The following is a 23,885-nucleotide window of genomic DNA, read 5'->3' as shown; positions in this document are numbered from 1 at the left end:
GCGACCTCGCCGCGAATTCGTGGCGATCTCGTCTGACTTTCCTGACGTGGTGCCGCCTGATTTGGCAAAACGGAGGCCTGTACTAGGCAAACCGTGGTGCCCCCCATGCGTCAACTCTCGCTGGCCGATCGCGGCCAAACCGTCTCTCTGGACCGGTCGCTCGACGATGCTGCGCCGACCTGCCTGGGCGTGGCCCGGCTCGGTAGCCTGCAGACCGCAGGCAGCAGCTTCACTGTGTGGATGCAGGTGCGCGGCAGCTCCTGGGTGGAAGCCAAGGAAGGACGCTTCCGCTTGCGCCAGGGCGAGTGGATCGCCTTCGAGAAAGAGTCGCGGCCGCTGGTGCAGGCAGGCCGCAACGGCTTGTGCGTTGGCCTGAACCTGACTGTCGAAGCGCTGCGCGTGCTGGCCGAGATGGCCGACTGCGGCCTGTACGCCGGGCGTGGCCGCATGAGCCGTGGCGATGCCCGCGTTGCGTTGCGCCTGTGGCGCGATGCGCTGGCCAGTGGCCAGCCGGCACAGGCACTGCGCCCGCTGCTGCTGCATCTGGCGGGCCTGCAGCGTGGGCTGGCCGACAACGTGCAGCGTTGCCCGGGTCGCTCGCGCAGCCGCAAGCGCCAGGTATTCGGCCGCATGCAGCGCGCCCGCCTGTACCTGGAAGGCAACAGCCACCGCGTGGTGCGCATCGGTGAACTGGCCGAGCTGACCAACTTCTCCAGCTGGTATCTCTCCAAGACTTTCCAGAGCCTGTACGAGGAAAGCCCGCAGTCGCTTTCAGCACGTTTGCGCCTGGAACGGGCGGCCGACCTGCTGCGTGACACCGACATGATGGTTGGCGAGGTCGCTGCGGCCAGTGGCTTCGACAACTGCTGCAGCTTCGCGCGTGCGTTCCGCGCCCGCTACGGCCAGTCCGCATCGCGCTTCAGGGAAAACGGCGGCTTGCTGCCGCCACAATCTGCAAAGTCTCCGGTTGGCTCGCGCAAATACAGCGCTGCAACGCAATCGTAACGTGCTGGGGTGTTTTAACACGCTGCTAACACGTACCTTGGAGAGATAGATGAACGTTCGTAATCCCGCAGTGCGGCTGGGCCTTCTGCCGGCTGGCATTGCGTTGGCGCTGACGCCCGCCTTTGCTTCTGCGCAGGAAGCAAAGGATGCGACCACCCTGGATCGCATCGAAATCACGGGCTCGCGCATCCGCGGCGCCTCGATGGAGACCCAGCAGCCGGTCCTCACGCTGAGCCGTGAGAACCTGGAAAAGCAGGGCTACACCACCGTCGCCGATGTCCTGCAGAACCTGACCTCGGCAGGTTCGCCGGCCATTTCCCGCGCGGACTCGCTGTCCTCCGGCGAAAACGTTGGCGGCTACTACGTCGACCTGCGCAACCTTGGCGCGCAGCGCACCCTGGTGCTGATGAACGGCAAGCGCCTGGGCGCGACCACTGCCGGCTACCAGGATCTGAGCCAGATTCCGATGGCCGCCGTCGAGCGCATCGAAGTGCTGAAGGATGGCGCCTCCGCCATCTACGGTTCGGACGCCATCGCTGGCGTAGTCAATGTGATCACCCGCAAGCGCTTCGACGGTGCTGAAGCCAGCGTCTACGTTGGCCAGTACGGCCGCGGCGACGGCGACACCAACACCTACTCGTTCACCCTCGGCTCTGAAGGCGAGCGTGGCGGCGTGACCCTGTCGGCCGAGTACTCCAAGCAGGATCCGGTGTGGGCGAAGGATCGTTGGTTCAGCCGCGACGGCGGCCTGGGCCCGAATTCGACCTCTGCCGACTGGAGCCCGCTGAGCCAGAACAGCACCTGGTGCGACCCGCGCGTGTGGGGCGACTGCAAGCCGCGCGCTGCAGGCCAGCCGCAGCCGGAGTGGAAGACCCTGAATCCGGGCGGTGACCCGAAGAATGCGGCCGACTACCACCTGCTGACTCCGGCCGAGTACTCCAACGCCAACCAGCAGATGATGGTGCAGACCGGCATCGAGCGTAAGTCCGTGTATGTCAACGGCAGCTACGATCTGGCTGACTCGATCACCTTCAATGCTGACGTGCTGTACAACCAGCGCACCACCGACCAGCAGATCGCGGGTTACCCGTACCAGTCGCTGTCGTTCGGTACCCCGCTGTCGAAGGACAGCGCGTTCAACCCGATCGGCCAGGACGTTGAGTTCCGTCGCCGCCTGTGGGAAGTGCCGCGTACCACCAAGAGCGACCTCAAGACCCTGCGCTTCGCGCCGAGCCTGAGTGGCTTCTTCGAGTTTGCCGGCAAGACCTGGGACTGGGACGTTGGCGCGCTGTGGAACCGCAACGAGCTGACCAAGACCGGCTACGGCGACATGAGCCTGATCGCTTCCGAGCAGGCACTTGGCAAGTCGTTCATCAACGGCCAGGGCGTTGCTCAGTGCGGGACCGCCGCCAATCCGATCCCGCTGAGCCAGTGCCGCCCGTGGAACCCGCTGCTGCCTTACGGCGTCAACGGCCAGGGCTCGCTTGCCGACCGTGATCTGCAGAACTTCCTGTTCCCGACCTACACCGACACTGGTGTGACCAAGACCACCAGCTACACCGCCAACCTGTCCGGTTCGCTGTTCGAGCTGCCGGCCGGTGACCTGGGTGTGGCCATGGGCTACGAGCACCGCAAGGAAGAAGGCCGCTTCGTGCCGGACGCCTTCCGTCAGTCGGGCCAGTCGACCGGCCTGGCGTCGACCACCACTTCGGGCAACTACTCGCTGGATGAGTTCTACCTGGAACTGAACGTGCCGATCCTGTCGGACCTGCCGTTTGCCAAGGAACTGACCTTCAACGTCGCAAGCCGCTACTCTGACTACAGCAACTTCGGTGACACGATCAACTCGAAGTTCGGCCTGGTGTGGCGCCCGATCGACGAACTGCTGGTCCGCGGTACCTACGCAGAAGGCTTCCGCGCACCGACCGTTGACGATCTGTACGGCGGCACCAACTCGAGCTTCGAGCGTTATACCGATCCGTGCGGTTCGACCTCGCCGGGCAACGTCGCTGGCAATGCTGCCTGCGCCGCGGCTGGCGTGCCGGCCAACTACGTGCAGGTCGGCCAGGGCTTCGCGCCTTGCAGCACCTTCCCGTGCGCGACCCCGGACCAGTTCGTCAGCGGTTCGAATTCGGCTCTGAAGCCGGAAACCTCCAAGAGCAAGACGGTTGGCCTGGTCTGGAGCCCGCGTTGGGTGCAGGGCCTGGACATCTCGCTCGACTGGTACCGCTACGAGTTGAAGAACATGATCATCGCTGACAGCGTTGATCGCATCCTGCGTGACTGCTACGTGCTGGGCAACGCAGCTCGCTGCGAAGGCGTCACCCGTGCCGCTGATGGCCATATCGAGGCGCTGACCTACGGCCTGGCCAACCTCGGCTCGATGGAGACCGAAGGCTACGATCTGGGTGTCAAGTACCGCCTGCCGGAACTGTCGATCGGCAAGTTCAGCATCGACTGGCAGACCAGCTACCTGGCCAAGTACGACGAAGCCGGCCAGAACAAGAAGGGTGAGAACATCACCATCGGTCGCGTTGGTGAGCCGGGCCTGTTCCGCGTCCGTTCGAACCTGGGTGTCAACTGGGAGCTGGGTGACTTCGGCGTCAACTGGACTGCCCGCTACTACTCGGGCATGAAGGAAAGCTGCATCGATGACGCATGGTGCGACGCTCCGAACCACTACGCCAATGGTGAGCCGGATCCGCTGCGCCACACCGGCTCCAACACCTTCCACGACGTGCAGGTCAGCTGGAAGGCTCCGTGGGATGCCACCATCGCCCTGGGTGCGAACAACGTGTTCGATCACCGCGGTGCGCTGCAGTACTCGGCGCCGAACTCGAGCTTCGCCTACTACGGTGGCTTCGACGTCGGTCGCTTCCTGTACATGAAGTACACCCAGCGCTTCTGATAGTTCGAAGTGCGACAGCAGTACCGGGAGGGCGGACCGCAAGGTCCGCCCTCTTTCTTTGTAGGGGAATTCCGAAATGTCTTGGAAGGTGAGGGAAGTCACGTTCCGGTCGTGTCGTAATCAACACGGTTGCTGGGTCCACTTGCGGACACTTGCACCTGGAGAGAGCGATGAAGAGCACGCTGTTGCACAAACTGTCTGCTGCTGCACTGATCTATGCAACATTGGTGGGTGCAGTGTTTGCCCAGACCGGTGGCGTCTGTGGGGGCGGGCTGTACTGCCAGGAGCTGCGTCAGGAATGCCTGGCTGCAGGCAAGTCGAAGGTCCTGTGCGATCTGCAGTATCGCCACTGCGTGCAGGATGCCTGCGGCGCGCGCTGATGCAAAAAAGGCGCGCCTTTGGGCGCGCCTTCGAGGTTCTTCCTGCGTTGACAGCTCAGGTCTCGCTGGGTACCAGTCCCATCAGGCTGTTGGCATGCTCCCGCCACTGCGGCAGCCTGTTGAGAACACCTGCGCGCTGCAGGTAGTCCTCGTCCACCGGATCACCATTGACCAGTGCCAGTGCCACGTGCACCGCGCCGGTCACCCAGAAGCTGCGCGTATTGGCACGCTGCGGCTGCAGATGGAACGCGACCGCTTCGATGATCGGCATCGGCAGGCCCCACAGGCCGAGCAGGTAGGCGCCGGCTTCGGCGTGGCCTGGGCGCGTATCACCCGCCAGCGACGGTTCGCTGCGCTCGTTGCGCACGCCGGGCAGCAGCAGGCCGATGTCGGCAAGCAGCGCGGCGGTCGCGCCCAGTTCGGCGCTGGATTCGGGCAGCAGGCGTGCCGCCAGGCGCGAGGCAAGCAGGGCGCGTTGCTGTAGTGAATTGCGCTCGGCCGTGGACAGTGTCGGTGCCGAGAACACCTCGCTGGCCAGTACCAGATCGCGCAGCGTCGACAGGCCGAGGCGGGTCACGGCGGTGCGCAGGTCGGCGATGGTGCGGCCTTGGCTGAAGAACGCCGAGTTCGACAGCTGCAGCACCTTGGCCGCGATCGCCGGATCAGCGGCCACCAGCTTGGCGACGTCGGCGCTGTCGGCGTCGTCGTCATGTTCCAGTGCCTGGGTCAGGCTCAGGTACAGGTGCGGCGGCGACGGCAGCTTCTCGATACGGCCGATGGCGTCGCGCAGGCGAGGGCTGTCCAGCACTTCGCGCAGCTCTTCCAGGCTGGTCAGCGCTTCCAGCAACACTTCCGGTGCCAGCGGCAACGGCAGGAAGCGGTGGGCCACGCCGATCAGGCGTGCCGGCGGCGGCCGGTTGCCGTGCTGGGCGTCCACCAGCGCAATGCGGATGGTTTCCGGGCGCAAGGTCCGGATCTGGCCCAGCAGCGTGGTGGCATTGAGATCCGGCAGCTGAGGGCAGACGATCACCGCATCCACACCCTGCGTGGCCACCGCGGTCATCGCGGTCTGGCCATCGGTGGCGGTCAGCGGCTGCCAGTCTTCCCCAAGATCGGCAATGAATTCGGTCAGCTCAGCCGGCAGGCTGGCTGCATCCCCAACAAGCAGAATACGCACGACACATTCCCCTGGCTGTCTCGACGATGGATGTCGACGACGTGTGAAGTGACGCAATTTACCTAATACGGCGGCAGGAGTGATGTGCCGTCGTCATGAAACGTGACCCGCATCGCTCCGGCGGGGTGCCGCCGGAGCGATCCGGTTCAGGCTCAGGCCTTGCTGTCGAGATGGCGCTGGTGCGCCTCGATCAGGATCTGCTTGGCCTCAGCGGCGCCGCCCCAACCGTCGAGCTTGACCCACTTGCCCTTTTCCAGGTCCTTGTAGTGCTCGAAGAAGTGGCCGATGCGCTCCAGCCAGTGGCTGGACACCTGGGCGATGTCTTCGACGTGGGCGTAGCCACTGAAGATCTTCGACACCGGCACGGCCAGGATCTTCTCGTCGCTGCCCGCCTCATCGCTCATCTTCAGCACGCCGACCGGACGGCAGCGCACGACCGAGCCCGGCACCAGCGGCAGCGGCAGCACCACCAGCACGTCGGCCGGATCGCCGTCGCCGCACAGGGTGCTCGGCACGTAGCCGTAGTTGCAGGGGTAGCGCATCGGGGTGGACAGGATGCGGTCGACGAAGATCGCGCCGGTTTCCTTGTCCACTTCGTACTTCACCGGCTCCGAGTCCTTCGGGATCTCGATGATGACGTTGATTTCTTCCGGCGGGTTCTTGCCGGGCGAGACGAGTTCCAGACCCATGGTGTGCTCCAGGTGGGGGATATAGACGGATAGCCCCCCATTTTATGCCTTTGCCGGGCGCTGTGCAGGGGCGGGGGCTGACGGCAGGGCGCGGAAGGCACCGACCCGGCGGGCCGGGGTTGACCGATGGGGCCGGGCGGCGTGCGCGCGCAGGCTGGATGCACCTACCCGAGGAGTTCCCGCATGAAGCCATCGGCCCTGTCACTCGGCCTGTTCTGCGCGCTGCTGATCGCGCCCGCCGCCCAGGCCTTTCCCTACGTGGACCTGATCGACTACCCGCACCAGGAAGCCAACTGGGACCGCTTCTTTGCCCTGGAAGGCCGGTTGCAGCATGGCTTCGACAGGATCTGCGGCGACACCTTCTGCGAGGGCGAGTACAGCGACATCCAGGCGCTGCGCCTGCGGTGTTCAGTGGATGCGGTGCGCGGCACGGTGCGTGAGTGCCTCTGGGCATTTGCCGCCAGTGACCTGGCCGTGTCGCGGAACGACGGTGTGATCGTGGCCCGGCAACCGACCTGGCTATGCCGGCTGCCGCTGGTGCCTGGCACCCCGGTTGAGGACTTCCATGCGGCGCTGGCGGCCCGTAATCCGCTGCATGATCCGTTGCCCGGCACGTCGGAGAGCGTCTATGACGGGCTGACCGGCTGCATCCACTGATGCGAACGTGACTAATTCTCATTAACGGAGTAGCATGCGCGGCGCCTTCCGTCTGTCGTCCCGGTTCCGCGCATGTCCTCCAATGCCGCCTCCCTTACCGAACTGCTGATCCGTGAGCGGCCGGCACTGCTGCGCCGGGTGCAGCGCATCCTCGGCGGAGACAATGGTGCCGAGGATGTGATCCAGGCGGTGTGGTTCAAGGCCCGTGGGGTCGACGACAGCCAGGCCATCGACAACCCGCGGGCCTATCTGTACCGGCTGGCCGCCAACCTGGCCACCGACCACGGCCGCGAATCGACCCGGCGCAACCGCCTGCTGGCCGACCACTACCTGTGGGGGCCGGACGAGGTCATCTCGACCGAGGAACAGGCCGTGGCCCAGGACGAGCTGCAGCGTGTGCTCGACGCGGCGGGGCACCTGCCGGAGCCGACCCGCACCATCTTCCGGCTCAACCGCCTGCAGGGCCTGACCCAGGCCGAGATCGCCCGCCACCTCGGGGTGTCGGTGACGACCGTCGAGAACCATGTGCGCACCGCCCTGCAGCGCCTGGCCTGGGCACGCAGCGGCCGATGATCGCCCCGGCTTGGGGCTGGCCCTCGCTGAAACGTCTTGATCACTGGACCGTGGATGCGGTCTAGTTCCTCCGCCCGCGCTTGAATGCGCCTGTCCGCCAGCCGATGAGCCCGCCGAACACGCTGCCCGCCGCCAATGACGATGCCCTGGCCGAACAGGCCCGGGGCTGGATCGCGTGGCTGGCCTCGGGTGACATCGGCGAGGGGCGCATGCACGAGTTCGAGCGCTGGCTGGCACAACCGGGGCACCGACGCGCCTTCGAACACGAGCGCGCGCTGTGGCGCAGTGTCGGGCCACGCCCGCAGGTCCGGCCCGCCGAACGCCCGCGGCCGCATCGAATGCGCTGGGCAATGGCCGCTGCAGCCGCGCTGGCGATGCTGGTGGCATGGCCGGAGGCCTGGTTGCGGCTGCAGGCCGACCATCGCAGCACGCACGTCGTGCAGAACGTGCAATTGCCCGATGGCAGCCGCGCAGTGCTGGATGCGGACAGCGCGATTGCCGTGCGCTTCAATGCACATGCACGCGAGATCGAGCTGCTGCGTGGGCGTGCCTGGTTCGAGGTCAGCCCGGATGCGCAGCGACGTTTCAGCGTGCGTGCGGGCAACGGCGTGATCGAGGACATCTCGACCGCGTTCACCGTCGCGCGCGGCGATGACCAGGTTGAAACCCAGGTCGGGCAGGGCAGGGTGCGCGTGGCCAGCCCGGCCGACGGTGGCTGGACCTATCTGCAGGTGGGCCAGCGTGCGGTCTATGGCGAGCACAGTGGCGTGACGCGCCTGCAGGACGTGGCCGCCGACAGTGTCGGCGCGTGGCGACAGGGCGAGCTGCTGCTGGAGCAGGCCAGCGTCGCCGACGCCGTGCAATGGGTGGGGCGTTACCGCGCCGGCCCGACCTTCGTGCGCGGCGATCTGTCGCGACTACCCGCGGTGAGTGCCGCATTGCGCATCGATCGCCCGGAGCAGGCGCTGGATGCACTGGCGGCAACAGCAGGTCTGCAGGTCACCCGCCTGCCGCTCGGCGTCGCCATCATTCACCAGTAGATCCACGCCCTGCGTGGATGAAGGTCCCAGTGTGCCGACCAACGGTCGGCACCCACCACGATCACCGGCCGGTCGGCACCTGTCGCGACCGCAAATCGCTCTTGGGGTTGCCGCGCGCCCAACCGTCTTACCCCGCGAACGTACCCGCCGCCGCCACGTACGTCGCCGTGTCCGCCTGTGTTGCGGATGACGCCGCGCCTGCGGCACCGATTACCTGACAGGTTCCCCATGTTCGACTCCCACCGCCCGGGCCGTGTGCTGCGCCCGTCCCGCCTGTGCATCGCCCTGCTGGCCGCCGGCCTGGCCAGCGCCGCACCGTCCGTGCTGGCACAGAGCGCCACCGGCAACCACGCTGCCGTGCAGCGCTTCGACATTCCAGCGCAGCCGCTGGATGAAGCGCTGCGCAGCTATATGCGCCAGTCCGGCGTGCAGGTCGTGTATCCGGCCACCCTGGCCCAGGGCGTAACCTCGCGTGCGGTCAATGGCAGCCTGCCGGCCAACGAGGCGCTGCAGCAGCTGTTGCAGGGCAGTGGCCTGGCGGTGCGCCGGGTCAGCGCAGATGCAGTCACTCTGGAAGCGGCGACGCCGGTGCAGGCCGACAGCGGTGTGATCGTCACCGACACGCTCAGCGTGGCCGGCGATCGCGTCGACAGTGGCGCGACCAGCGATGAGGCGCGCCTGCTCGACAGCTATCGCAGCGTCGGTTCCACCACCACGCTCAACCGCACGCACCTGGAACGCTTCCGCGGCACCTCCAATGGCGACATCATCAAGGGCGTGGCCGGCGTCACCGCTGGCGATCCGCGCGTGGGCAACGGCTTCGACGTCAACATCCGCGGCATCCAGGGCCAGGGCCGCGTGCCGGTGATCATCGATGGCGGCCAGTCCAGCATGGATACCTACCGCGGCTATGCCGGCCAGTCACAGCGCACCTACCTCGACCCGGACCTGATCTCCAGCCTGACCATCACCAAGGGCCCGAGCCTGCAGGCCAACGCCTCCGGTGGCATCGGTGGCGTGGTCGAGATGGAGACGCTGAAGATCGGTGACGTGCTGCGCGAAGGCCGCGACTTCGGCGTGCGCGTGCGTGGCGGCCTGGCCAACGCCAGTGCCAACAACCTGCCGTCCTACAGCGCCGCGCCGCGTTCCGACCGCAGCGCCATCGGCAGCCAGTTCTTCAACGTGGCCGCAGCCGGTCACTGGGACCGTTTCGATCTGGTCGCCGCCTATGCTTACCGCGGCAACGGCAACTATTTCTCCGGCAAGCACGGTTACGACGACTTCCCGCAGACCCGGCGTACGCTGGCGCCGCTAAACCCGCCGCGTACCGAGGTCTTCAATACCTCGGCGCGCTCGAAGTCGGCGCTGCTCAAGGGCACCTGGCGCATCGACGATGCGCAGACGCTGGAAGCGGGCTACCGCCGCTACGAAGGCACCGCCGGCGAGATCATGGCCTCGCAGATCATCCGCGTCGACCGCGATCGCATTCCGCAGTGGGACCCGGGCCATGTCGACATGGACAGCTACACCCTGCGCTACCGCTTCAATCCGGACAGCGATCTGGTCGACCTGCGTGTCAACGCTACATACACCGATACCGACAGCGTGATGTACAACAGCTTGACCGGCATCACCCCGTGGTACTTCGACCGCCGCACCGAGTGGTATGACGCGCCCAGCTTCAGCGGCGACCCCGGCTACAAGGATGCCTACCGCAATCCGCTGCGACAGAAGCGCTTCGGACTGGATGCCAGCAACACTTCCAAGTTCGACACACGTGCTGGCGCGTTCACGCTGGACTACGGCCTGTCCTACAGCGACGAAGACATCGCGCCGGGCAGTTCGGGACCGGTCATGCACGACGATCTGGTCAACAACCGCTTCCTGCGCAACGCCGAGCGCAAGGAATACAGTGCCGTGGCCTCGCTGAAGTGGCAGCCCGATGAGCATTGGGAACTGCTGGCCGGCGGACGCTGGAACCGCGTGGATGTGCATGACCGCAACCGCCTGGCCACGCCCGATGCCTATGAGGTGCAGGGCCAGTACCGCTATACCGAACTGCTCAATGGCAACCCGGCGCTGCCGTCGTGGCGGGCCAAGCGCATCGCGCTGCTGAACTGGTATCCGGATGCCAACGGCAACTTCACCCAGGAGTCGCTGCTGGCCTCACCGTACAAGAAGGGCACGGTGGGCGACATCGGTGGCTGGAACTTCTACGACGCCGGCAAGCCGCAGGACCTGGAAGTGCCGGTCAGCTGGACGTGGTCGCAGCCGATCCGCCGTCGTGACACCGCGTTCTCGCCGACGGCCAGCGTGGCCTATCGCTTCAGCGAAGACACCATGGTCTACGTGAAGTACGCCGAAGGCACCAAGCTGCCGAGCCTGTTCGAGACCACGCTGGGCCTGTTCACCGCCGCCAAGCCGGTGGGCGAGCTGAAGCCGGAGCGTGCGCGCAGCTGGGAAATCGGTGCCAGCACCCTCCGCTACGACCTGTTCACCGCCGGCGACCGCCTGGCGCTGAAGCTGGCGTACTTCGATACCCACATCGACGACCTGATCACCCGTGACTACCGCACGCTGTCGGCGGGCCTGATCCGCAACGTCGACCAGTTCAAGGTCTCGGGCATGGAGTTCCAGTCCAGCTATGACAGCGGCAAGGTGTTTGCCGATCTTTCCGCGCACTACTACTTCAACGCCAAGACCTGCGCGCCGGACATCGCCGCAGAGCGCCGCGCCTATGGTGCACAGCGCAAGAACGATGAACTGGCCAACACGCCCAACTGCGTGGACGGCGGCTTCGAGGGTTCGTACACCAATACACAGAATCCGCCGCGCTACATGGTCAACCTGACCCTGGGCTCGCGCCTGTTCGACGAGCGCCTGACCTTCGGCACCCGCGTGGTCCACAACGCCGGCCCGATCAGCAAGCTGGACAAGGACTGGAACGTGGGCCTGTCGGCGATCCAGCAGCTGTACCGGCCAACCACGCTGGTGGACCTGTTTGCCAGCTGGAGCTTCAACGACCAGTTGTCGGTGGAAGCGGGCGTGGACAACCTGACCGACCGCTACTACCTGGACCCGCTGGCGCTGGGCGTGATGCCGGCACCGGGCCGCACCGCGCGGCTGGCGTTGACCTGGAAGTACTGATCGACAGCACAGAGCGCCCTCGGTGGGTGCGGACCTGGGTCCGCACCGCCTTTGTAGTGCGGAAGACTTCGCACCGCTTCCGCCGTGTGATCGCCAGCGCCGGGCCATGCCCGGCGTCTGTTTACAGCCCGGTCGAAGCCTTCACCGCATCTTCGTGCAGCGACTCGTTCAGCTCATCCACCACCGTGCTCCATGCCGCATCGGCCTGCAGCGATTCGGACAGAAACTGGCGCTGGGCATCGTTCCAGTAGGGCGCCTCGACCACTTCAACGTCGGTGGCCAGCTGGTGCTCGCGGATGAAACGGGCGATGGCCTCGGCGCTGGCGTCCAGGCCCAGCTGCAGGAACAGGTTGGTCATGCGCGGTTCGGTGGTGATCATCATCGGTTCCTGCTGGAAGAAGGGATGGTCCATTATCGGCGCACACGGCCTTGGGGAAAGCCCCGCGGCGAACGTCTACAGCACGACGACCCCCTTGGCATCCCCCATGAACGCACACATCGCTCCCGAAGACAGCCGCAGCCTGCGGCTCAAGGCCGCCACCCGCGACAGCCACGGTGCCCTGGACAAGCGCATCATGGCCGGCGACATCTTCGCCGACCGCAGCAATTTCGCCCGTTTCCTGCGCGTGCAGTATCGCTTCCACCGCAGCATCGATGCGCTGTATGCCAACCCTGCGCTCGACGCACTGCTGCCCGATCTCGGTGAGCGCCGCCGCCTGACCCAGGTCGCGCGCGACCTGCAGGACCTGGAGCAGACCCTGCCAGGATCGGACATCGACGCGCTGCCCGCGGACCTGGCGCTGCCGGCCGCCCTTGGCTGGCTGTACGTAGCCGAAGGCTCCAACCTCGGCGGCACCATCCTGTACAAGATGGCCGCCAAGCTCGGGCTGGACCGTGACTTCGGCGCCCGCCACCTGGCCGCGCATCCGGATGGCGCGGCGCGCCACTGGCGTGAGTTCACCGCCGCGCTGGACGCGGTGCCGCTGAGTGCCGAGCAGGAGCAGCAGGTGATCGACGCAGCCGATGCCGCATTCCGCAGCGTGCACGGCCACGTCGAAGTGGAATTCGCCTGATGCACGGCGCGCGCCCACAGGCGCAACGCTGATGCGCTGGCTCTGGTTCGCGCTGGGCTGGCTGATGGTCGGCCTCGGGGTAATCGGCGCGTTGCTGCCGGTGATGCCGACCACCATCTTCCTGATCCTGGCCGTCGGCTGCTTTGCGCGCAGCTCGCCGAAGTTCGAGCAGCGCCTGCTGGCGCATCCGCGCTACGGCCCGTCACTGCGGCTGTGGCGTGAGCAGGGGGCGGTGTCGCGCAAGGGCAAGGCGTTCGCCAGTGCCGGCATGGCGGTGGGCTTTGCCCTGTTCTGTTGGGGCGCGCACCCGTCGTGGCGCTTGTTGTTGGGCGTGGGCCTGTTCTTCGCGGTCAGCGCCGGCTACGTGCTCAGTCGACCTGCACCGCGGCTGGAGCCCAATCCGGTCGTGGAAGTGGACGACGCCAATGATCCGCGCGCGGCCCGTCGTCGCGCAGCGACCTCTGATGCTGATGGAAACCGAGACGATGCTGCCTGCTGACCTGGCCCCTGTGGCCGCCCCTGCACTGACCCCGTGGGGCATGTACCTGGCCGCCGACGTGGTGGTGAAAGCCGTGATGATCGCGCTGGCATTGGCGTCGCTGGCCACCTGGACCGTGCTGCTGGCAAAGGGCTGGGAGCTGGCTCGCCAGGCCCGGCAGCTGCGGGCGGCGCGCGCGCTGTTGCTGCAGGCGCCGAGCCTGCCCGGCGAGAGCGCTGACGCCAATGTGCAGCAGGGCATCGCAGGGGCGATGCTGGATGCGGCCCGTACCGAACTGCGCCTGTCGCAGGATCTGGAAGGGCGCGACGGCATCAAGGAACGCATTGCATCGCGCCTGGACCGTATCGAGCTGGAGACCGCGCGCGTGCAGCGGCGCGGCATCGGTGTGCTCGCCAGCATCGGCGCGGTGGCGCCCTTTGTCGGCCTGTTCGGAACGGTGTGGGGCATCATGAACAGTTTCATCGGCATCGCGCACAGCAACACCACCCACCTGGCGGTAGTTGCGCCCGGCATCGCCGAGGCCCTGCTGGCGACGGCACTCGGCCTGGTCGCGGCGATTCCCGCAGTGCTGGTCTACAACCACTTCAGCCGTGTGCTGGCCGGCCTGCGGGGGCTGCTTGGTGATCTGTCGGCCGCCGTTCAGCAGCTGGTCTCGCGCGATCTTGATCGTGCTGTGCCGCGTAGCGCAGCGACGCCGCTGCGCGCGGTGCACTGAGGCCCGGCGATGGCGATCAGGACCGCGTCCGACCGCGACGACACGCCGGAAGAAGCGCACGAGATCAATGTCACGCCCTTCATCGACGTGATGCTGGTGCTGTTGATCATCTTCATGGTGGCCGCACCGCTGGTCACCGTATCAGTGCCGGTGCAGCTGCCGGCCAGCAGCGCCAGGGCCACGCCGCCGGACCAGGCACCGGTGTATGTGACCGTGCAGGCCGATCTGTCGCTGCGTGTTGGCGAACAGTCCGTGGCGCGTGACGGGCTGGCCGCTGCATTGCAGGCGGCCACCCACGGCGACACCGCGCAGCGCATCTACCTGCGCGCCGATACCCACGTGCCCTACGGCGAACTGATGGCGACGCTGGATGCATTGCGTGCGGCCGGTTACCTGAAGGTGGCGCTGGTTGGCCTGGAGCAGGGCGCACGATGAGTGGACTGCGGCGCTGGGCGACCAGCCTGGCGATCGTGCTGCTGGTGCATGCGCTGCTGATCGTTGCGGCCTGCTGGTGGGCGACGCGTGCACCGGTGCTGGCTGCGACGGCGCCGCCCGCCGCGCTGATGCTGGAACTTGCGCCGATGGCACAGGCACCGCCGGTGCCGCCGCGCGAGGTGGCAACCGGGCCCCTGCAGCAGCAACAGCAGCGACAGGCGCCGAAGCCGGCCCTGCGCGAGCAACCCAAGGCACCGGTGCAGCCACAGGGTGACCTGCCGCCGCCGCGCACACCTGAGCCGACGCCCTCGCCGGACACCGCCGAGGCCAACGTCACGCAGACCAGCGCGCCGCCGCAGGTGGCGGCCGCCGCGGCCGCACGCTACACCGCACCGCAGACCACGGCCGGCGAACGCAGTCGCGCCGAGGCAACCTGGGAAGGGCGCCTGCTCGGGCATCTGCAGAAGCATCGGCGCTATCCGCGCCAGGCCGAGCGGCTGCGTCAGCAGGGTGTGGTCTACGTGCGCTTCGCAGTAGCCCGCGATGGCGCGGTCTCAGGTTTGAAACTGGGCCGCAGCAGTGGCTTCGCGCTGCTCGACCAGGAGACGCTGGACACCGTGCAGCGGGCCAGCCCGGTACCGGCGCCGCCAGCCGAAGTGGCCGGCGACCCGGTGGAAGTGATGGTGCCGGTGTCCTTCTTCCTGCGCGGCCGGTGACGTTGTAGAGCTGAGCCTCTGCCTGGCTGTTCTCCGATCCCGCGAAGCCGTTGAGCCGGGCATGGTCTCGGCTCTACAGAAGGCCTTTACAGCAACGGCACCAGCAGCAACGCCACGATGTTGATGATCTTGATCAGCGGATTGATCGCCGGGCCGGCGGTGTCCTTGTACGGGTCACCGACGGTATCGCCGGTCACCGCGGCCTTGTGCGCTTCGCTCCCCTTGCCACCGAAGTGGCCGTCCTCGATGTACTTCTTGGCGTTGTCCCAGGCGCCGCCGCCGGTGGTCATCGAGATGGCAACGAACAGGCCGGTCACGATCGTGCCGATCAGCAGGCCGCCCAGTGCGCGCGGCCCAAGCAGCAGGCCGACCACCACCGGCACGGCGACCGGCAGCAGTGACGGCACGATCATTTCGCGGATCGCCGAACGGGTCAGCATGTCCACCGCCTTGTCGTACTGCGGCTTGCCGGTGCCCTGCATGATGCCGGGGATCTCGCGGAACTGGCGCCGCACCTCTTCCACCACCGCCCCGGCCGCACGACCGACCGCTTCCATCGCCATCGCACCGAACAGGTAGGGGATCAGGCCGCCGATCAGCAGGCCGATGATCACCGTGTGGTCGCTGAGATCGAAGCGGAATTCCTGGCCCGGGTTGGCGGCCTGCAGGTTGTGGGTGTAGTCGGCGAACAGCACCAGTGCGGCCAGCGCTGCCGAACCGATCGCATAGCCCTTGGTCACCGCCTTGGTGGTGTTGCCCACCGCATCCAGCGGATCGGTGATGTCGCGGATCTCCGAAGGCAGCTCGGCCATTTCGGCAATGCCGCCGGCGTTGTCGGTGATCGGTCCGTAGGCATCGAGGGCGACGATCATGCCAGCCATCGACAGCATCGCGGTGGCGGCGATGGCGATGCCATACAGGCCGCCCAGCGCGAACGCACCCCAGATCGCCGCACACACCGCCACCACCGGCAGCGCGGTGGACTTCATCGAGACGCCGAGGCCGGCGATGATGTTGGTGCCGTGGCCGGTGGTCGAGGCCTGCGCCACGTGCTGCACCGGCTTGTACTGGGTGCCGGTGTAGTACTCGGTGATCCACACGATCAGGCCGGTCAGCACCAGGCCGATCAGCGCGCAGCCATACAGCGCCATCGGCCCGTGCACGTTGTCGGCCATCAGCCCGGTGGTGATCGGGTAGAACGCGATCGCGGCCAGCACGCCGGAGACGATCACGCCCTTGTACAGCGCGCCCATGATCGAGCCGCCAGGCTTCACCTTGACGAACAGCGCACCGATGATCGAGGCGATGATCGACACCCCACCAAGCACCAGCGGATACAGCACCGCATTGGCGCCTGCCTCGGCCAGCATCAGGCTGCCCAGCAGCATCGTTGCGATGACGGTGACCGCATAGGTCTCGAACAGGTCGGCGGCCATGCCGGCGCAGTCGCCGACGTTGTCACCGACGTTGTCGGCGATCACCGCCGGATTGCGCGGGTCATCCTCGGGAATGCCGGCTTCGACCTTGCCGACCAGGTCGGCGCCGACGTCCGCGCCCTTGGTGAAGATGCCACCGCCCAACCGCGCGAAGATCGAGATCAGCGAGGAGCCGAAGGCCAAGCCGACCAGGGCGTGCAGCGCCTGTTCCATCGGCAGGCCCATGCGCAGCAGCAGTGCGTAGTAGCCGGCCACGCCCAGCAGGCCAAGCCCGACCACCAGCATGCCGGTAATGGCGCCGCCGCGGAAGGCGACGTCCATCGCCGCGCTGATGCCGTGGCGCGCCGCCTCTGCGGTGCGCACGTTGGCGCGTACCGACACGTTCATGCCGATGTAGCCGGCCGCGCCGGACAGCACCGCGCCGACCGCGAAGCCGATCGCGGTGTACCAGCTGAGGAACACACCGACCAGCACGAACAGCACCACGCCGGCCACGCCGATGGTCAGGTACTGGCGGTTAAGGTAGGCACGCGCACCTTCCTGGATCGCGGTGGCGATCGCGACCATGCGTTCATTGCCGGTGGGTTGGCGCAGGATCCAGCGCGCCGAGACGATTCCGAACAGGATCGCGAGAATGGCGCAGCCCAGCGCCAATGAAAGCCCGTGACGTTCCAGCATTAGACCCCTCCGCAGAATGGATGTAGGCATCCAGTGGCGATGAACGGCACCACGAGGGGGACGACGGGCTGCAGCCTGGAACCAACCCGTACCGACCTTGGTGGTCGTCCGACGTATGGCGGTGTTCAGCATTCCCTGGTGCCCGCAGTATGCGTTCGGCGCACTGTAGAGTCGAGCCGTGCTCGACTGGCTCCTGCGAGCCGCGGCGCATGGCGCCGGGCCAGGGGCAAGATTCGAGAGCCGCAGGCCTTTGCACCCCGTTAAGCCAGCCTCTGCAAGCCTGCGCACAGTCCCGTAGGAGATTCCCCATGCGCCTGTCCCTGTTGATGCTTGCCGCCCTGGTCCCGGCCGTACCGGCACTCGCCGCGGAAACCCCGGAGCTCCAGCGCGCCGTGGGCGCTCCCCAGGCAGTGGGCGCAGTGCACACCCTGCGGCAGATCCCCGAGGCCTGCGCGCGCCTGGAAGGTGCCTTCACCGGCCAGGCGGCCGAGCCGTACCGCTTTGCGCCGGTGCGGACCAGCGAGCAGTGCCAGCCACGCGCGCGCTTCGTCGACTACGCCAAGGCACAGCCAAGTGCCGACAAGGGCTGGAAGCTCAATGATGTGATCCGCGTGCCCAGCGCAGCATGCCCGGCACAGCAGGCGGTGGTGCGCGTCTGGCGACTGCCGTCGAGCAACAAGGTCGAGCTGGACGGTCAGGGCCAGTCGCGCATCTATCTGGAAGAGGCCAAGAAGCAGGCCGCGGCCGGCCAGATTCCGCAGGTGACCATGTTCGCCGCGCAGCTGCAGATGGAAGGCAAGGCCTGCAATTGAAGTTGCGTGGGCGGTGCACCCACGCAGTCATCCACCGGTAGTGCCGGCCGCTGGCCGGCATCTGGGTGATCACTCCGCCAGCATTGCTCCCCGCGCTACCAGCAACTCGCGCAATGCCTTGCGATGGCAATGCGCTTCATCCTCGCAGTAGCACCCTACGCTGATGTCGCTGTGCCGTGACATCGCGGCCAGCAGGTCCAGCGCGTGGGCCGCATCCGGCGCCCTCATCTCGGCCTTGTAGTGGCGGAAGAACGCAGTCCAGTCGGCGGCCGACTTCGCCTCATGCGCCTGCTTCACCAGCTCGGCGCTGGGTGACAGGGTCGGGAACCAGACGTCATACCAGTCCTGCCGGGCGAACTCGCTGCGCGGTACGCCTCGCGGCGGGCGCCGCACGGTACCGATACGCAGCCCCTCGCTGGGGTGGCGCGGCGTACCCAGTCGAACAACACGCAATGCCATGATGATCTCCAGGCGGCGCATCCATCATCCAACGATGCACGTGCGCCAGGCGTGAACCGCTGTGGAAACGAAAAGGCCCGGGCGCCTGCGCACCCGGGCCTTTTCCAATGCCGGCAGCGGATCAGTTGCCGCGGCAGTCCTTCAGCCACAGCACACGACCAATCTGGTCGTAGCTGTCGACCACGCCGGTCAGCGTCACTTTCTCGCGCGGGCGCAGGGCCAGCGCATACGCGGCCTGGTTGGCTGCGAACGAGCAGGAAATGGCCACACGCTCAAAGTCGATGCTGCCATCGCTGGGCAGGTCGAAGCTGGTGTTGTAGGTGCCGCCACTGCGCAGCACGGTGGTGATGCGACCGGTGATGGCGTAGGTCTTGCCCTTGTAGCGCGGCTCGACCGCGGCCGGGTTGTCCTTGTTCTGGTTGCGCAGCTGGAAGCCGAAGCGGTCGGCGGCAATCGTTACCACCGACGCCTGCGGAGTGGCCTTGGCTGCCTGTTCGCCAGCCTTGCCCGGCTTGATCTGGTTGAGCAGCTTGCACATTTCTTCACGCACGCCATCGGCCGAGGCAATGGCGCCCTTGTTGACCTTCACCACCATGCCGACGGTGCCCTGGCCGCCTTCGGAAGTGGCGCTGATGATCATCGGGATCGGCTTGTGGGCCATGGATTCCGGCTCTTCGATCAGCATCGAGCCGCCTTCCACGTCCTCGCTGAGGACGTCCATGTTGGCGTTCTTGGCGATCACCCGCATCTGGCCGATGGCACTCGCCACGGTCAGGTCCGGATGGGTGACCGATGAAGTGAAGGTCGTGCCGACGAAGGGATTGCCCTTCTTCTGGAAGTTGCTTTCGCAGGTCGCAGCGAAGGCGGGTGCGGCAGCACCGCACAGCAGCGCGGCGATCAGGATCGGGTGCTTCATGATTACAGTCCTTGTGAAATGGCAGCACAGGCCCAGGCCAGGTGGCCGGGCAGCGTCGAATCTGGCTTGCGGCGGCCCCTTTGCCCCGGGCCGGAGCCCGATTGTGGGGTGCTTCGGTGGTCGCTGCAATGTGCCCTGCGCTCCGCACAGGGCTCAGCACAGAGGGGCGTATACGACTTAATCCCCTCCGTCCCCTTTTTCGGCTCAGCCTTCGAAGGCCGGCAGCTTCTGCTTCACCGCCACGTTCTTGAGGGTGACGTACTTGGGCAGTCCATCGGTGCCATACGGCAGCGGGGCTTCGCCCTTGATCAGCGGCGACAGGTAGGCGCGTGCCTTGGCGGTGATGCCGAAGCCATCGCGGCGGATGAAGCTGGCGGGCATCTTCTTCTCGTGGTTGGCGATCTTCGACAGCGGTGCTGCTTCGATCTTCCAGCGGTAGGGCGCGTCGCTGCTGCGCACGATCACCGGCATCACGCCGTTCTGGCCCTTCAGCGCCAGCTGCACCGCGGCCTTGCCGACTGCCTGTGCCTGTTCCCAGTCGGTCTTGCTGGCCAGGTGGCGGGCCGAGCGCTGCAGGTAGTCGGGCAGCGCCCAATGCACCTTCAGGCCCAACTGGTCCTTGACCCGTGCGGCCAGGTGGGCAGCCACGCCGCCCAGCTGCGAGTGCCCGAACGAGTCCTTGCCGCCACCGGCGTCGGCGACGAAGCGGCCATCGGCGGTGGCGATGCCTTCCGACGCCACCACCACGCAGTAGCCGACGCGGTCGACCACGGCCTTGACCTTGGCCAGGAACGCCGCCTCGTCATAGGCGCGTTCGGGCAGCAGGATGATGTGCGGCGCTTCGTCATCGCCGTTGCCGGCAAGGCCGGCGGCCGCAGCCAGCCAGCCCGCATGGCGGCCCATGGCCTCGTAGATGAAAACGCGGGTGGAGGTCTCGGCCATCGCCGCCACGTCCAGCGCCGCTTCGCGCACCGAGACGGCGGTGTACTTGGCCGCCGAGCCGAAGCCGGGGCAGGTGTCGGTCACTGCCAGGTCGTTGTCGATGGTCTTGGGCACGCCGATGCAGGTCAGGTCGTAGCCGGAGGCCTTGGCCAGCTGCGAGACCTTCAGTGCGGTATCGGCCGAGTCGTTGCCGCCGTTGTAGAGGAACCAGCGAACGTCGTGCGCGCGCAGCACCTCCAGCAGGCGGTCGTAGCGGGCGCGGTCGGCGTCCAGCGATTTCAGCTTCACCCTGCACGAGCCGAAGGCGCCACCCGGGGTATGGGCCAGGGCGCGGATCGCGGCGGCGCTCTCCTTGCTGGTGTCGATCAGCTCCTCGCGCAGCGCGCCGAGGATGCCGTTGCGGGCGGCAAGGACCTTGATGCCCTTGGCCCGGGCCTGCTCGATCACCGCTGCCGCCGTGGCATTGATGACCGCGGTGACACCGCCGGACTGGGCGTAGAGGAGAGTACCGTTGCGCATGCTTCTACCTGCTCGGGGGAGGGGACATTGCAGGGACATTACCCGGATGCGGTAAAGTGGCGCTATTGCGGTGCAGCGATACCGGTCCGTCCGGGACGCGAACCTTCTTTGTTTTCAACACGTTGGAGTCAGGTCAATGCGATTGGTTCTGTTGGGACCGCCCGGTTCGGGCAAGGGGACACAGGCGACGCGCCTGAAGGAAAAGCTGGGGATCGCCCACATTTCGACCGGTGACATGCTGCGCGCGGAAATCGCCGCCGGCACGGAGCTGGGCAAGCAGGCCAAGACGGTGATGGATGCCGGCAACCTGGTGTCGGACGACATCCTGCTGGGCATGCTGGAGTCGCGCCTGACCCAGGCCGATGTCGCCAAGGGCTTCATCCTCGATGGCTACCCGCGCAATGTGGCCCAGGCCAATGCGATGGACGGCCTGCTGGCCAAGATCGGCCAGCCGCTGGATGCCGTGGTGCAGCTGGACGTGGCCACCGAGCTGCTGGTCGACCGCATCGCCGGTCGCGCCAAGGAGCAGGGCCGCGCCGATGACACGCCGGAAGCGGTGCGCCAGCGCCTGCAGGTCTACAACGACCAGACTGCCCCCGTGGTGGACTTCTACGCCGGCCGTGGCACCCTGGCCCGCGTCGATGGCGTCGGCGAGCTGGACGAGATCGAAGCCCGCATCCTGGCGGCGATCAAGGGTTGATCCTGCAGGGCCGGTGCACTGCCGGCCCTTCGGGCGCAAAAAACACAGGCCTGGTCCGCGAGGACCAGGCCTGTGTCGTTTGATAGGCGCCAGCAGAGGGCTTGCTCAGGGCCCCGCAGCATGAGCTCCCTTGGGGATGGCCTCTTGGGGAGTAGGACCGGTTCGGGTACTGCGGCTGGCAGTTCGAATTGTGTCCGGGTTCACAGAACATCGCTATCGGGATTTCCCTGACAGAAGATTGGAGTTTTCTCACATCCTGTGTAGGACTTGTCTTACCCCGGATCGGACATTGGCCCTATACAGCCGTCATCGGTCACAATCCTCGGTCATGAGCAGCGTACATATCCTTGCAATCGCCGGCACCTTCATGGGCGGCGTGGCCGCCCTGGCGCGGGAACTGGGCCATACGGTCAGTGGCAGCGACCAGGCCATCTATCCGCCGATGTCGACCCAGCTCGAGCAGCTGGGTATCACCCTGGACCAGGGCTACCGCGCCGACAGCGTGCCACCGGGCACCGACGAGGTGGTGATCGGCAACGCACTCTCGCGCGGCAATGCCGCCGTTGAGGCCGTGCTCGACGCCGGCCAGCGCTACATTTCCGGTGCCCAATGGCTGTCCGAACAGGTGCTGCCGGGCCGCGACACGCTGGCCGTGGCCGGTACCCACGGCAAGACCACCACCACCACCATCCTCACCTGGCTGCTGGAAAGCGCCGGTCGTTCTCCCGGTTTCCTGATCGGCGGCGTCGCCGAGGATTTCGGCGTCTCCGCCCGCCTGGGCCAGGGCCGCGAGTTCGTGGTCGAGGCCGACGAGTACGACACCGCATTCTTCGACAAGCGCAGCAAGTTCGTGCACTACCGGCCGCTGGTGGCCATCCTCAACAACCTTGAATACGACCACGCCGACATCTTCCCGGACGTGGCCGCGATCCAGCGCCAGTTCCACCATCTGGTGCGCACGGTGCCGGCGCGTGGCCGACTGATCGTCAATGGCGAGGATCAGCATCTGGCCGAAGTGCTGGCGATGGGCTGCTGGACCCCGGTCGAACGCTTCGGCTTCGATCCGTCGCTGGAATGGCATGCCGAGCTGCTGGCTGCCGATGGCAGCGCGTTCCGCGTGCACCATCGCGGGCAGGCGCTGGGCGACGTGCAGTGGTCGTTGCTGGGACGCCACAACGTCCTCAACGGCCTGGCGGCTCTGGCAGCCGCACATGCGGTGGGTGTCGCGCCGGCCGAGGTGATCCCGGCGCTGGCGCGCTTCCGCAGCGTCAAGCGGCGCATGGAAGTGATCGGCAGCCACGAGGGCATCACCGTCTACGACGATTTCGCCCACCACCCGACCGCAATCGCCACCACGCTGGAAGGGCTGCGCGCCAAGGTGGGCGATGCGCGCATCGTGGTCGCGATGGAGCCGCGCAGCAATTCGATGCGGCTGGGCGCACACGCGCAGGCGCTGGCACCCTCGCTGGCGCTGGCCGATGAAGTGGTGTTCCTGCATCGCCCGGAACTGGCCTGGGATGCTGCTGCGGTGATCGCCGCAGTGCGTGGCGAAGCGCACGCGGTGCCCGATACCGACGCGCTGCTGGCGCAATTGCAGGCCAGCGCGCGCAGGGGTGACCACGTGGTGTTCATGTCCAACGGTGGCTTCGACGGCGCACCGCGCCGCTTCCTTGCCGCGCTGCAGGCCCGATGAGCGTCGACGGTTCGCTGCCGCTGTTTCCGCTGCACACCACGCTGGTGCCAGGTGCGGCGGTGGGCCTGCGCGTGTTCGAACGGCGCTACCTGGATCTGGTACGCGACAGCGGCCGCAGTGGTGAGGGCTTTGGTGTCTGCCTGATCCTCGACGGCCAGGAAGTGGGAGCCCCGGCAACGCCGGCCGCGTATGGCGTGCAGGTGCGCATCGAAGACTTCGATGTCGGCGCCGACGGCGTGCTGCAGTTGCGTCTGCGCGGCACCCGCCGTTTCCATGTCGAGCGCACCCGTGTGCGTGACAACGGGCTGGTGGTAGCCGATGTGCGCTGGTGCGATGAAGACCCCGACGACGAACTGCGGCCGCAGCATGCGCTGCTGGCCACGGTGCTGGGGCACATCATCGAACAGGCCGGCGAGGCCTATGCGCCGGCCAACCCGTCGCTGCTGGACCAGGCCAGCTGGGTCGGCTGGCGGCTGGCCGAGCTGCTGCCGCTGAGCGAGCAGCAGCGGTTGCAGTTGCTGCAGCTGGACGACCCGCACCAGCGGTTGCAGCAGTTGCTGGGCTGGATGCCGTAGCAGCCTGCCCCGGGTGGGTGTGCACCATGGTGCACACGCTGGGGGATGCGGGGAATGCCATCCACGCATGGCGTGGATCTGCTGTAGAGCCGAGCCCATGCTCGGCTTGATGGATCCCGCGAAGGGCAGCCGAGCATGGGC

The 23,885-nt window shown here is 66.9% G+C and carries 23 protein-coding genes; 16 read left to right on the top strand and 7 right to left on the bottom strand.

Annotation, left to right across the window (positions count from 1 at the left end; all coding sequences use genetic code 11):
• The first annotated feature begins 105 nt into the window (after window positions 1-105).
• The 3 genes from ACW5IY_RS17965 to ACW5IY_RS17955 all read left to right on the top strand — a co-directional run bounded on the left by ACW5IY_RS17965 (window position 106) and on the right by ACW5IY_RS17955 (window position 4,293).
• Complete coding sequence (locus ACW5IY_RS17965; RefSeq protein ID WP_010483985.1) at window positions 106-1,005, top strand: helix-turn-helix transcriptional regulator; 900 nt, start codon at window positions 106-108, stop codon at window positions 1,003-1,005.
• Window positions 1,006-1,054: 49 nt separating this feature from the next.
• Window positions 1,055-3,913: a TonB-dependent receptor gene (locus ACW5IY_RS17960; RefSeq protein WP_010483986.1), complete on the top strand. Its 2,859-nt coding sequence runs from the start codon at window positions 1,055-1,057 to the stop codon at window positions 3,911-3,913.
• 170 nt (window positions 3,914-4,083) lie between these two features.
• On the top strand, window positions 4,084-4,293 hold the full coding sequence (locus ACW5IY_RS17955) for a hypothetical protein (protein WP_019338801.1): 210 nt from the start codon (window positions 4,084-4,086) through the stop codon (window positions 4,291-4,293).
• Window positions 4,294-4,348: 55 nt separating this feature from the next.
• Here the strand turns inward: ACW5IY_RS17955 and ACW5IY_RS17950 are convergent, their stop codons facing one another.
• A complete protein-coding gene (locus ACW5IY_RS17950; RefSeq protein WP_049437215.1) occupies window positions 4,349-5,470 on the bottom strand; it encodes an HDOD domain-containing protein in 1,122 nt (373 codons plus the stop codon).
• 152 nt (window positions 5,471-5,622) lie between these two features.
• The gene (gene ppa / locus ACW5IY_RS17945; protein WP_005410935.1) at window positions 5,623-6,159 is read right to left on the bottom strand and encodes an inorganic diphosphatase; all 537 of its coding nucleotides are present in this window, start codon (window positions 6,157-6,159) and stop codon (window positions 5,623-5,625) included.
• Between the two features lie 183 nt (window positions 6,160-6,342).
• On the opposite strand from ppa, the gene ACW5IY_RS17940 reads away from it, so the two are divergent.
• The 4 genes from ACW5IY_RS17940 (at window position 6,343) to ACW5IY_RS17925 (ending at window position 11,576) form a co-directional block, all read left to right on the top strand.
• Window positions 6,343-6,816 (top strand): hypothetical protein, encoded by a 474-nt coding sequence (locus ACW5IY_RS17940; protein ID WP_049437213.1) that lies wholly within the window; start codon window positions 6,343-6,345, stop codon window positions 6,814-6,816.
• A gap of 72 nt (window positions 6,817-6,888) precedes the next feature.
• The gene (locus ACW5IY_RS17935; protein ID WP_049437211.1) at window positions 6,889-7,389 is read left to right on the top strand and encodes an RNA polymerase sigma factor; all 501 of its coding nucleotides are present in this window, start codon (window positions 6,889-6,891) and stop codon (window positions 7,387-7,389) included.
• Window positions 7,390-7,493: 104 nt separating this feature from the next.
• The gene (locus ACW5IY_RS17930; protein WP_049437209.1) at window positions 7,494-8,429 is read left to right on the top strand and encodes a FecR family protein; all 936 of its coding nucleotides are present in this window, start codon (window positions 7,494-7,496) and stop codon (window positions 8,427-8,429) included.
• Window positions 8,430-8,657: 228 nt separating this feature from the next.
• Window positions 8,658-11,576 (top strand): TonB-dependent receptor domain-containing protein, encoded by a 2,919-nt coding sequence (locus tag ACW5IY_RS17925; RefSeq protein WP_457326806.1) that lies wholly within the window; start codon window positions 8,658-8,660, stop codon window positions 11,574-11,576.
• A 121-nt stretch (window positions 11,577-11,697) separates the two neighbouring features.
• Here the strand turns inward: ACW5IY_RS17925 and ACW5IY_RS17920 are convergent, their stop codons facing one another.
• The gene (locus ACW5IY_RS17920; protein WP_029550886.1) at window positions 11,698-11,955 is read right to left on the bottom strand and encodes a DUF2789 domain-containing protein; all 258 of its coding nucleotides are present in this window, start codon (window positions 11,953-11,955) and stop codon (window positions 11,698-11,700) included.
• A 106-nt stretch (window positions 11,956-12,061) separates the two neighbouring features.
• Here ACW5IY_RS17920 and ACW5IY_RS17915 point away from each other — a divergent pair, with 106 nt between their 5' ends.
• From ACW5IY_RS17915 to ACW5IY_RS17895, 5 genes are read left to right on the top strand one after another with little or no spacing between them, the layout of a single operon-like run.
• Window positions 12,062-12,649, top strand: a complete 588-nt coding sequence (locus ACW5IY_RS17915) for a biliverdin-producing heme oxygenase (protein WP_010483994.1) — start codon at window positions 12,062-12,064, stop codon at window positions 12,647-12,649.
• 31 nt (window positions 12,650-12,680) lie between these two features.
• Window positions 12,681-13,148, top strand: a complete 468-nt coding sequence (locus ACW5IY_RS17910) for a YbaN family protein (RefSeq protein ID WP_043400233.1) — start codon at window positions 12,681-12,683, stop codon at window positions 13,146-13,148.
• Entirely contained in the window at window positions 13,135-13,863 is a 729-nt protein-coding gene (exbB, locus tag ACW5IY_RS17905; protein ID WP_049437203.1) for a tonB-system energizer ExbB, read from the top strand. Before ACW5IY_RS17910 ends, exbB begins: the two co-directional genes overlap by 14 nt.
• A gap of 9 nt (window positions 13,864-13,872) precedes the next feature.
• Window positions 13,873-14,298, top strand: a complete 426-nt coding sequence (gene exbD / locus ACW5IY_RS17900; protein ID WP_049437201.1) for a TonB system transport protein ExbD — start codon at window positions 13,873-13,875, stop codon at window positions 14,296-14,298.
• A complete protein-coding gene (locus ACW5IY_RS17895) occupies window positions 14,295-15,014 on the top strand; it encodes an energy transducer TonB (protein WP_049437200.1) in 720 nt (239 codons plus the stop codon). Before exbD ends, ACW5IY_RS17895 begins: the two co-directional genes overlap by 4 nt.
• 86 nt (window positions 15,015-15,100) lie before the next feature.
• Here ACW5IY_RS17895 and ACW5IY_RS17890 read toward each other — a convergent pair whose 3' ends face one another.
• Window positions 15,101-17,128 carry a sodium-translocating pyrophosphatase gene (locus tag ACW5IY_RS17890; RefSeq protein ID WP_049437199.1) on the bottom strand — a complete coding sequence of 676 codons (2,028 nt, stop codon included), beginning with the start codon at window positions 17,126-17,128 and terminating at the stop codon, window positions 15,101-15,103.
• Between the two features lie 308 nt (window positions 17,129-17,436).
• On the opposite strand from ACW5IY_RS17890, the gene ACW5IY_RS17885 reads away from it, so the two are divergent.
• A complete protein-coding gene (locus tag ACW5IY_RS17885) occupies window positions 17,437-17,940 on the top strand; it encodes a hypothetical protein (protein WP_010484000.1) in 504 nt (167 codons plus the stop codon).
• Between the two features lie 69 nt (window positions 17,941-18,009).
• Here the strand turns inward: ACW5IY_RS17885 and ACW5IY_RS17880 are convergent, their stop codons facing one another.
• From ACW5IY_RS17880 to ACW5IY_RS17870, 3 genes are all read right to left on the bottom strand, one after another.
• Window positions 18,010-18,399: a DUF488 domain-containing protein gene (locus ACW5IY_RS17880; protein ID WP_049437228.1), complete on the bottom strand. Its 390-nt coding sequence runs from the start codon at window positions 18,397-18,399 to the stop codon at window positions 18,010-18,012.
• 121 nt (window positions 18,400-18,520) lie between these two features.
• Complete coding sequence (locus ACW5IY_RS17875; protein WP_019338785.1) at window positions 18,521-19,315, bottom strand: hypothetical protein; 795 nt, start codon at window positions 19,313-19,315, stop codon at window positions 18,521-18,523.
• A gap of 204 nt (window positions 19,316-19,519) precedes the next feature.
• Window positions 19,520-20,776: a 6-phosphofructokinase gene (locus tag ACW5IY_RS17870; RefSeq protein WP_049437197.1), complete on the bottom strand. Its 1,257-nt coding sequence runs from the start codon at window positions 20,774-20,776 to the stop codon at window positions 19,520-19,522.
• A gap of 136 nt (window positions 20,777-20,912) precedes the next feature.
• Between ACW5IY_RS17870 and ACW5IY_RS17865 the strand changes: the two genes are divergently transcribed.
• The 3 genes from ACW5IY_RS17865 to ACW5IY_RS17855 all read left to right on the top strand — a co-directional run bounded on the left by ACW5IY_RS17865 (window position 20,913) and on the right by ACW5IY_RS17855 (window position 23,744).
• Complete coding sequence (locus ACW5IY_RS17865) at window positions 20,913-21,476, top strand: adenylate kinase (RefSeq protein ID WP_010484004.1); 564 nt, start codon at window positions 20,913-20,915, stop codon at window positions 21,474-21,476.
• Between the two features lie 328 nt (window positions 21,477-21,804).
• Complete coding sequence (gene mpl, locus ACW5IY_RS17860) at window positions 21,805-23,169, top strand: UDP-N-acetylmuramate:L-alanyl-gamma-D-glutamyl-meso-diaminopimelate ligase (RefSeq protein ID WP_049437195.1); 1,365 nt, start codon at window positions 21,805-21,807, stop codon at window positions 23,167-23,169.
• Window positions 23,166-23,744 (top strand): LON peptidase substrate-binding domain-containing protein, encoded by a 579-nt coding sequence (locus ACW5IY_RS17855; RefSeq protein WP_049486877.1) that lies wholly within the window; start codon window positions 23,166-23,168, stop codon window positions 23,742-23,744. Before mpl ends, ACW5IY_RS17855 begins: the two co-directional genes overlap by 4 nt.
• The last annotated feature ends 141 nt before the right edge of the window (window positions 23,745-23,885 follow it).

Source organism: Stenotrophomonas sp. C-A, assembly GCF_054030835.1.
This window is presented reverse-complemented; position numbering and strand designations above follow the sequence as displayed.

What these genes read in the sequence shown, in the direction of transcription:
- mpl (WP_049437195.1), top strand. Translation starts at nt 21,805, where the DNA reads ATGAGCAGCGTACATATCCTTGCAATCGCCGGCACCTTCATGGGCGGC.
- ACW5IY_RS17865 (WP_010484004.1), top strand. Translation starts at nt 20,913, where the DNA reads ATGCGATTGGTTCTGTTGGGACCGCCCGGTTCGGGCAAGGGGACACAG.
- ACW5IY_RS17915 (WP_010483994.1), top strand. Translation starts at nt 12,062, where the DNA reads ATGAACGCACACATCGCTCCCGAAGACAGCCGCAGCCTGCGGCTCAAG.
- ACW5IY_RS17875 (WP_019338785.1), bottom strand. Translation starts at nt 19,315, where the DNA reads ATGAAGCACCCGATCCTGATCGCCGCGCTGCTGTGCGGTGCTGCCGCA.
- exbB (WP_049437203.1), top strand. Translation starts at nt 13,135, where the DNA reads ATGCTGCCTGCTGACCTGGCCCCTGTGGCCGCCCCTGCACTGACCCCG.
- ACW5IY_RS17925 (WP_457326806.1), top strand. Translation starts at nt 8,658, where the DNA reads ATGTTCGACTCCCACCGCCCGGGCCGTGTGCTGCGCCCGTCCCGCCTG.
- exbD (WP_049437201.1), top strand. Translation starts at nt 13,873, where the DNA reads ATGGCGATCAGGACCGCGTCCGACCGCGACGACACGCCGGAAGAAGCG.
- ACW5IY_RS17965 (WP_010483985.1), top strand. Translation starts at nt 106, where the DNA reads ATGCGTCAACTCTCGCTGGCCGATCGCGGCCAAACCGTCTCTCTGGAC.
- ACW5IY_RS17940 (WP_049437213.1), top strand. Translation starts at nt 6,343, where the DNA reads ATGAAGCCATCGGCCCTGTCACTCGGCCTGTTCTGCGCGCTGCTGATC.
- ACW5IY_RS17935 (WP_049437211.1), top strand. Translation starts at nt 6,889, where the DNA reads ATGTCCTCCAATGCCGCCTCCCTTACCGAACTGCTGATCCGTGAGCGG.
- ACW5IY_RS17870 (WP_049437197.1), bottom strand. Translation starts at nt 20,776, where the DNA reads ATGCGCAACGGTACTCTCCTCTACGCCCAGTCCGGCGGTGTCACCGCG.
- ppa (WP_005410935.1), bottom strand. Translation starts at nt 6,159, where the DNA reads ATGGGTCTGGAACTCGTCTCGCCCGGCAAGAACCCGCCGGAAGAAATC.
- ACW5IY_RS17930 (WP_049437209.1), top strand. Translation starts at nt 7,494, where the DNA reads ATGAGCCCGCCGAACACGCTGCCCGCCGCCAATGACGATGCCCTGGCC.
- ACW5IY_RS17920 (WP_029550886.1), bottom strand. Translation starts at nt 11,955, where the DNA reads ATGATCACCACCGAACCGCGCATGACCAACCTGTTCCTGCAGCTGGGC.
- ACW5IY_RS17960 (WP_010483986.1), top strand. Translation starts at nt 1,055, where the DNA reads ATGAACGTTCGTAATCCCGCAGTGCGGCTGGGCCTTCTGCCGGCTGGC.
- ACW5IY_RS17955 (WP_019338801.1), top strand. Translation starts at nt 4,084, where the DNA reads ATGAAGAGCACGCTGTTGCACAAACTGTCTGCTGCTGCACTGATCTAT.
- ACW5IY_RS17885 (WP_010484000.1), top strand. Translation starts at nt 17,437, where the DNA reads ATGCGCCTGTCCCTGTTGATGCTTGCCGCCCTGGTCCCGGCCGTACCG.
- ACW5IY_RS17890 (WP_049437199.1), bottom strand. Translation starts at nt 17,128, where the DNA reads ATGCTGGAACGTCACGGGCTTTCATTGGCGCTGGGCTGCGCCATTCTC.
- ACW5IY_RS17895 (WP_049437200.1), top strand. Translation starts at nt 14,295, where the DNA reads ATGAGTGGACTGCGGCGCTGGGCGACCAGCCTGGCGATCGTGCTGCTG.
- ACW5IY_RS17855 (WP_049486877.1), top strand. Translation starts at nt 23,166, where the DNA reads ATGAGCGTCGACGGTTCGCTGCCGCTGTTTCCGCTGCACACCACGCTG.
- ACW5IY_RS17910 (WP_043400233.1), top strand. Translation starts at nt 12,681, where the DNA reads ATGCGCTGGCTCTGGTTCGCGCTGGGCTGGCTGATGGTCGGCCTCGGG.
- ACW5IY_RS17880 (WP_049437228.1), bottom strand. Translation starts at nt 18,399, where the DNA reads ATGGCATTGCGTGTTGTTCGACTGGGTACGCCGCGCCACCCCAGCGAG.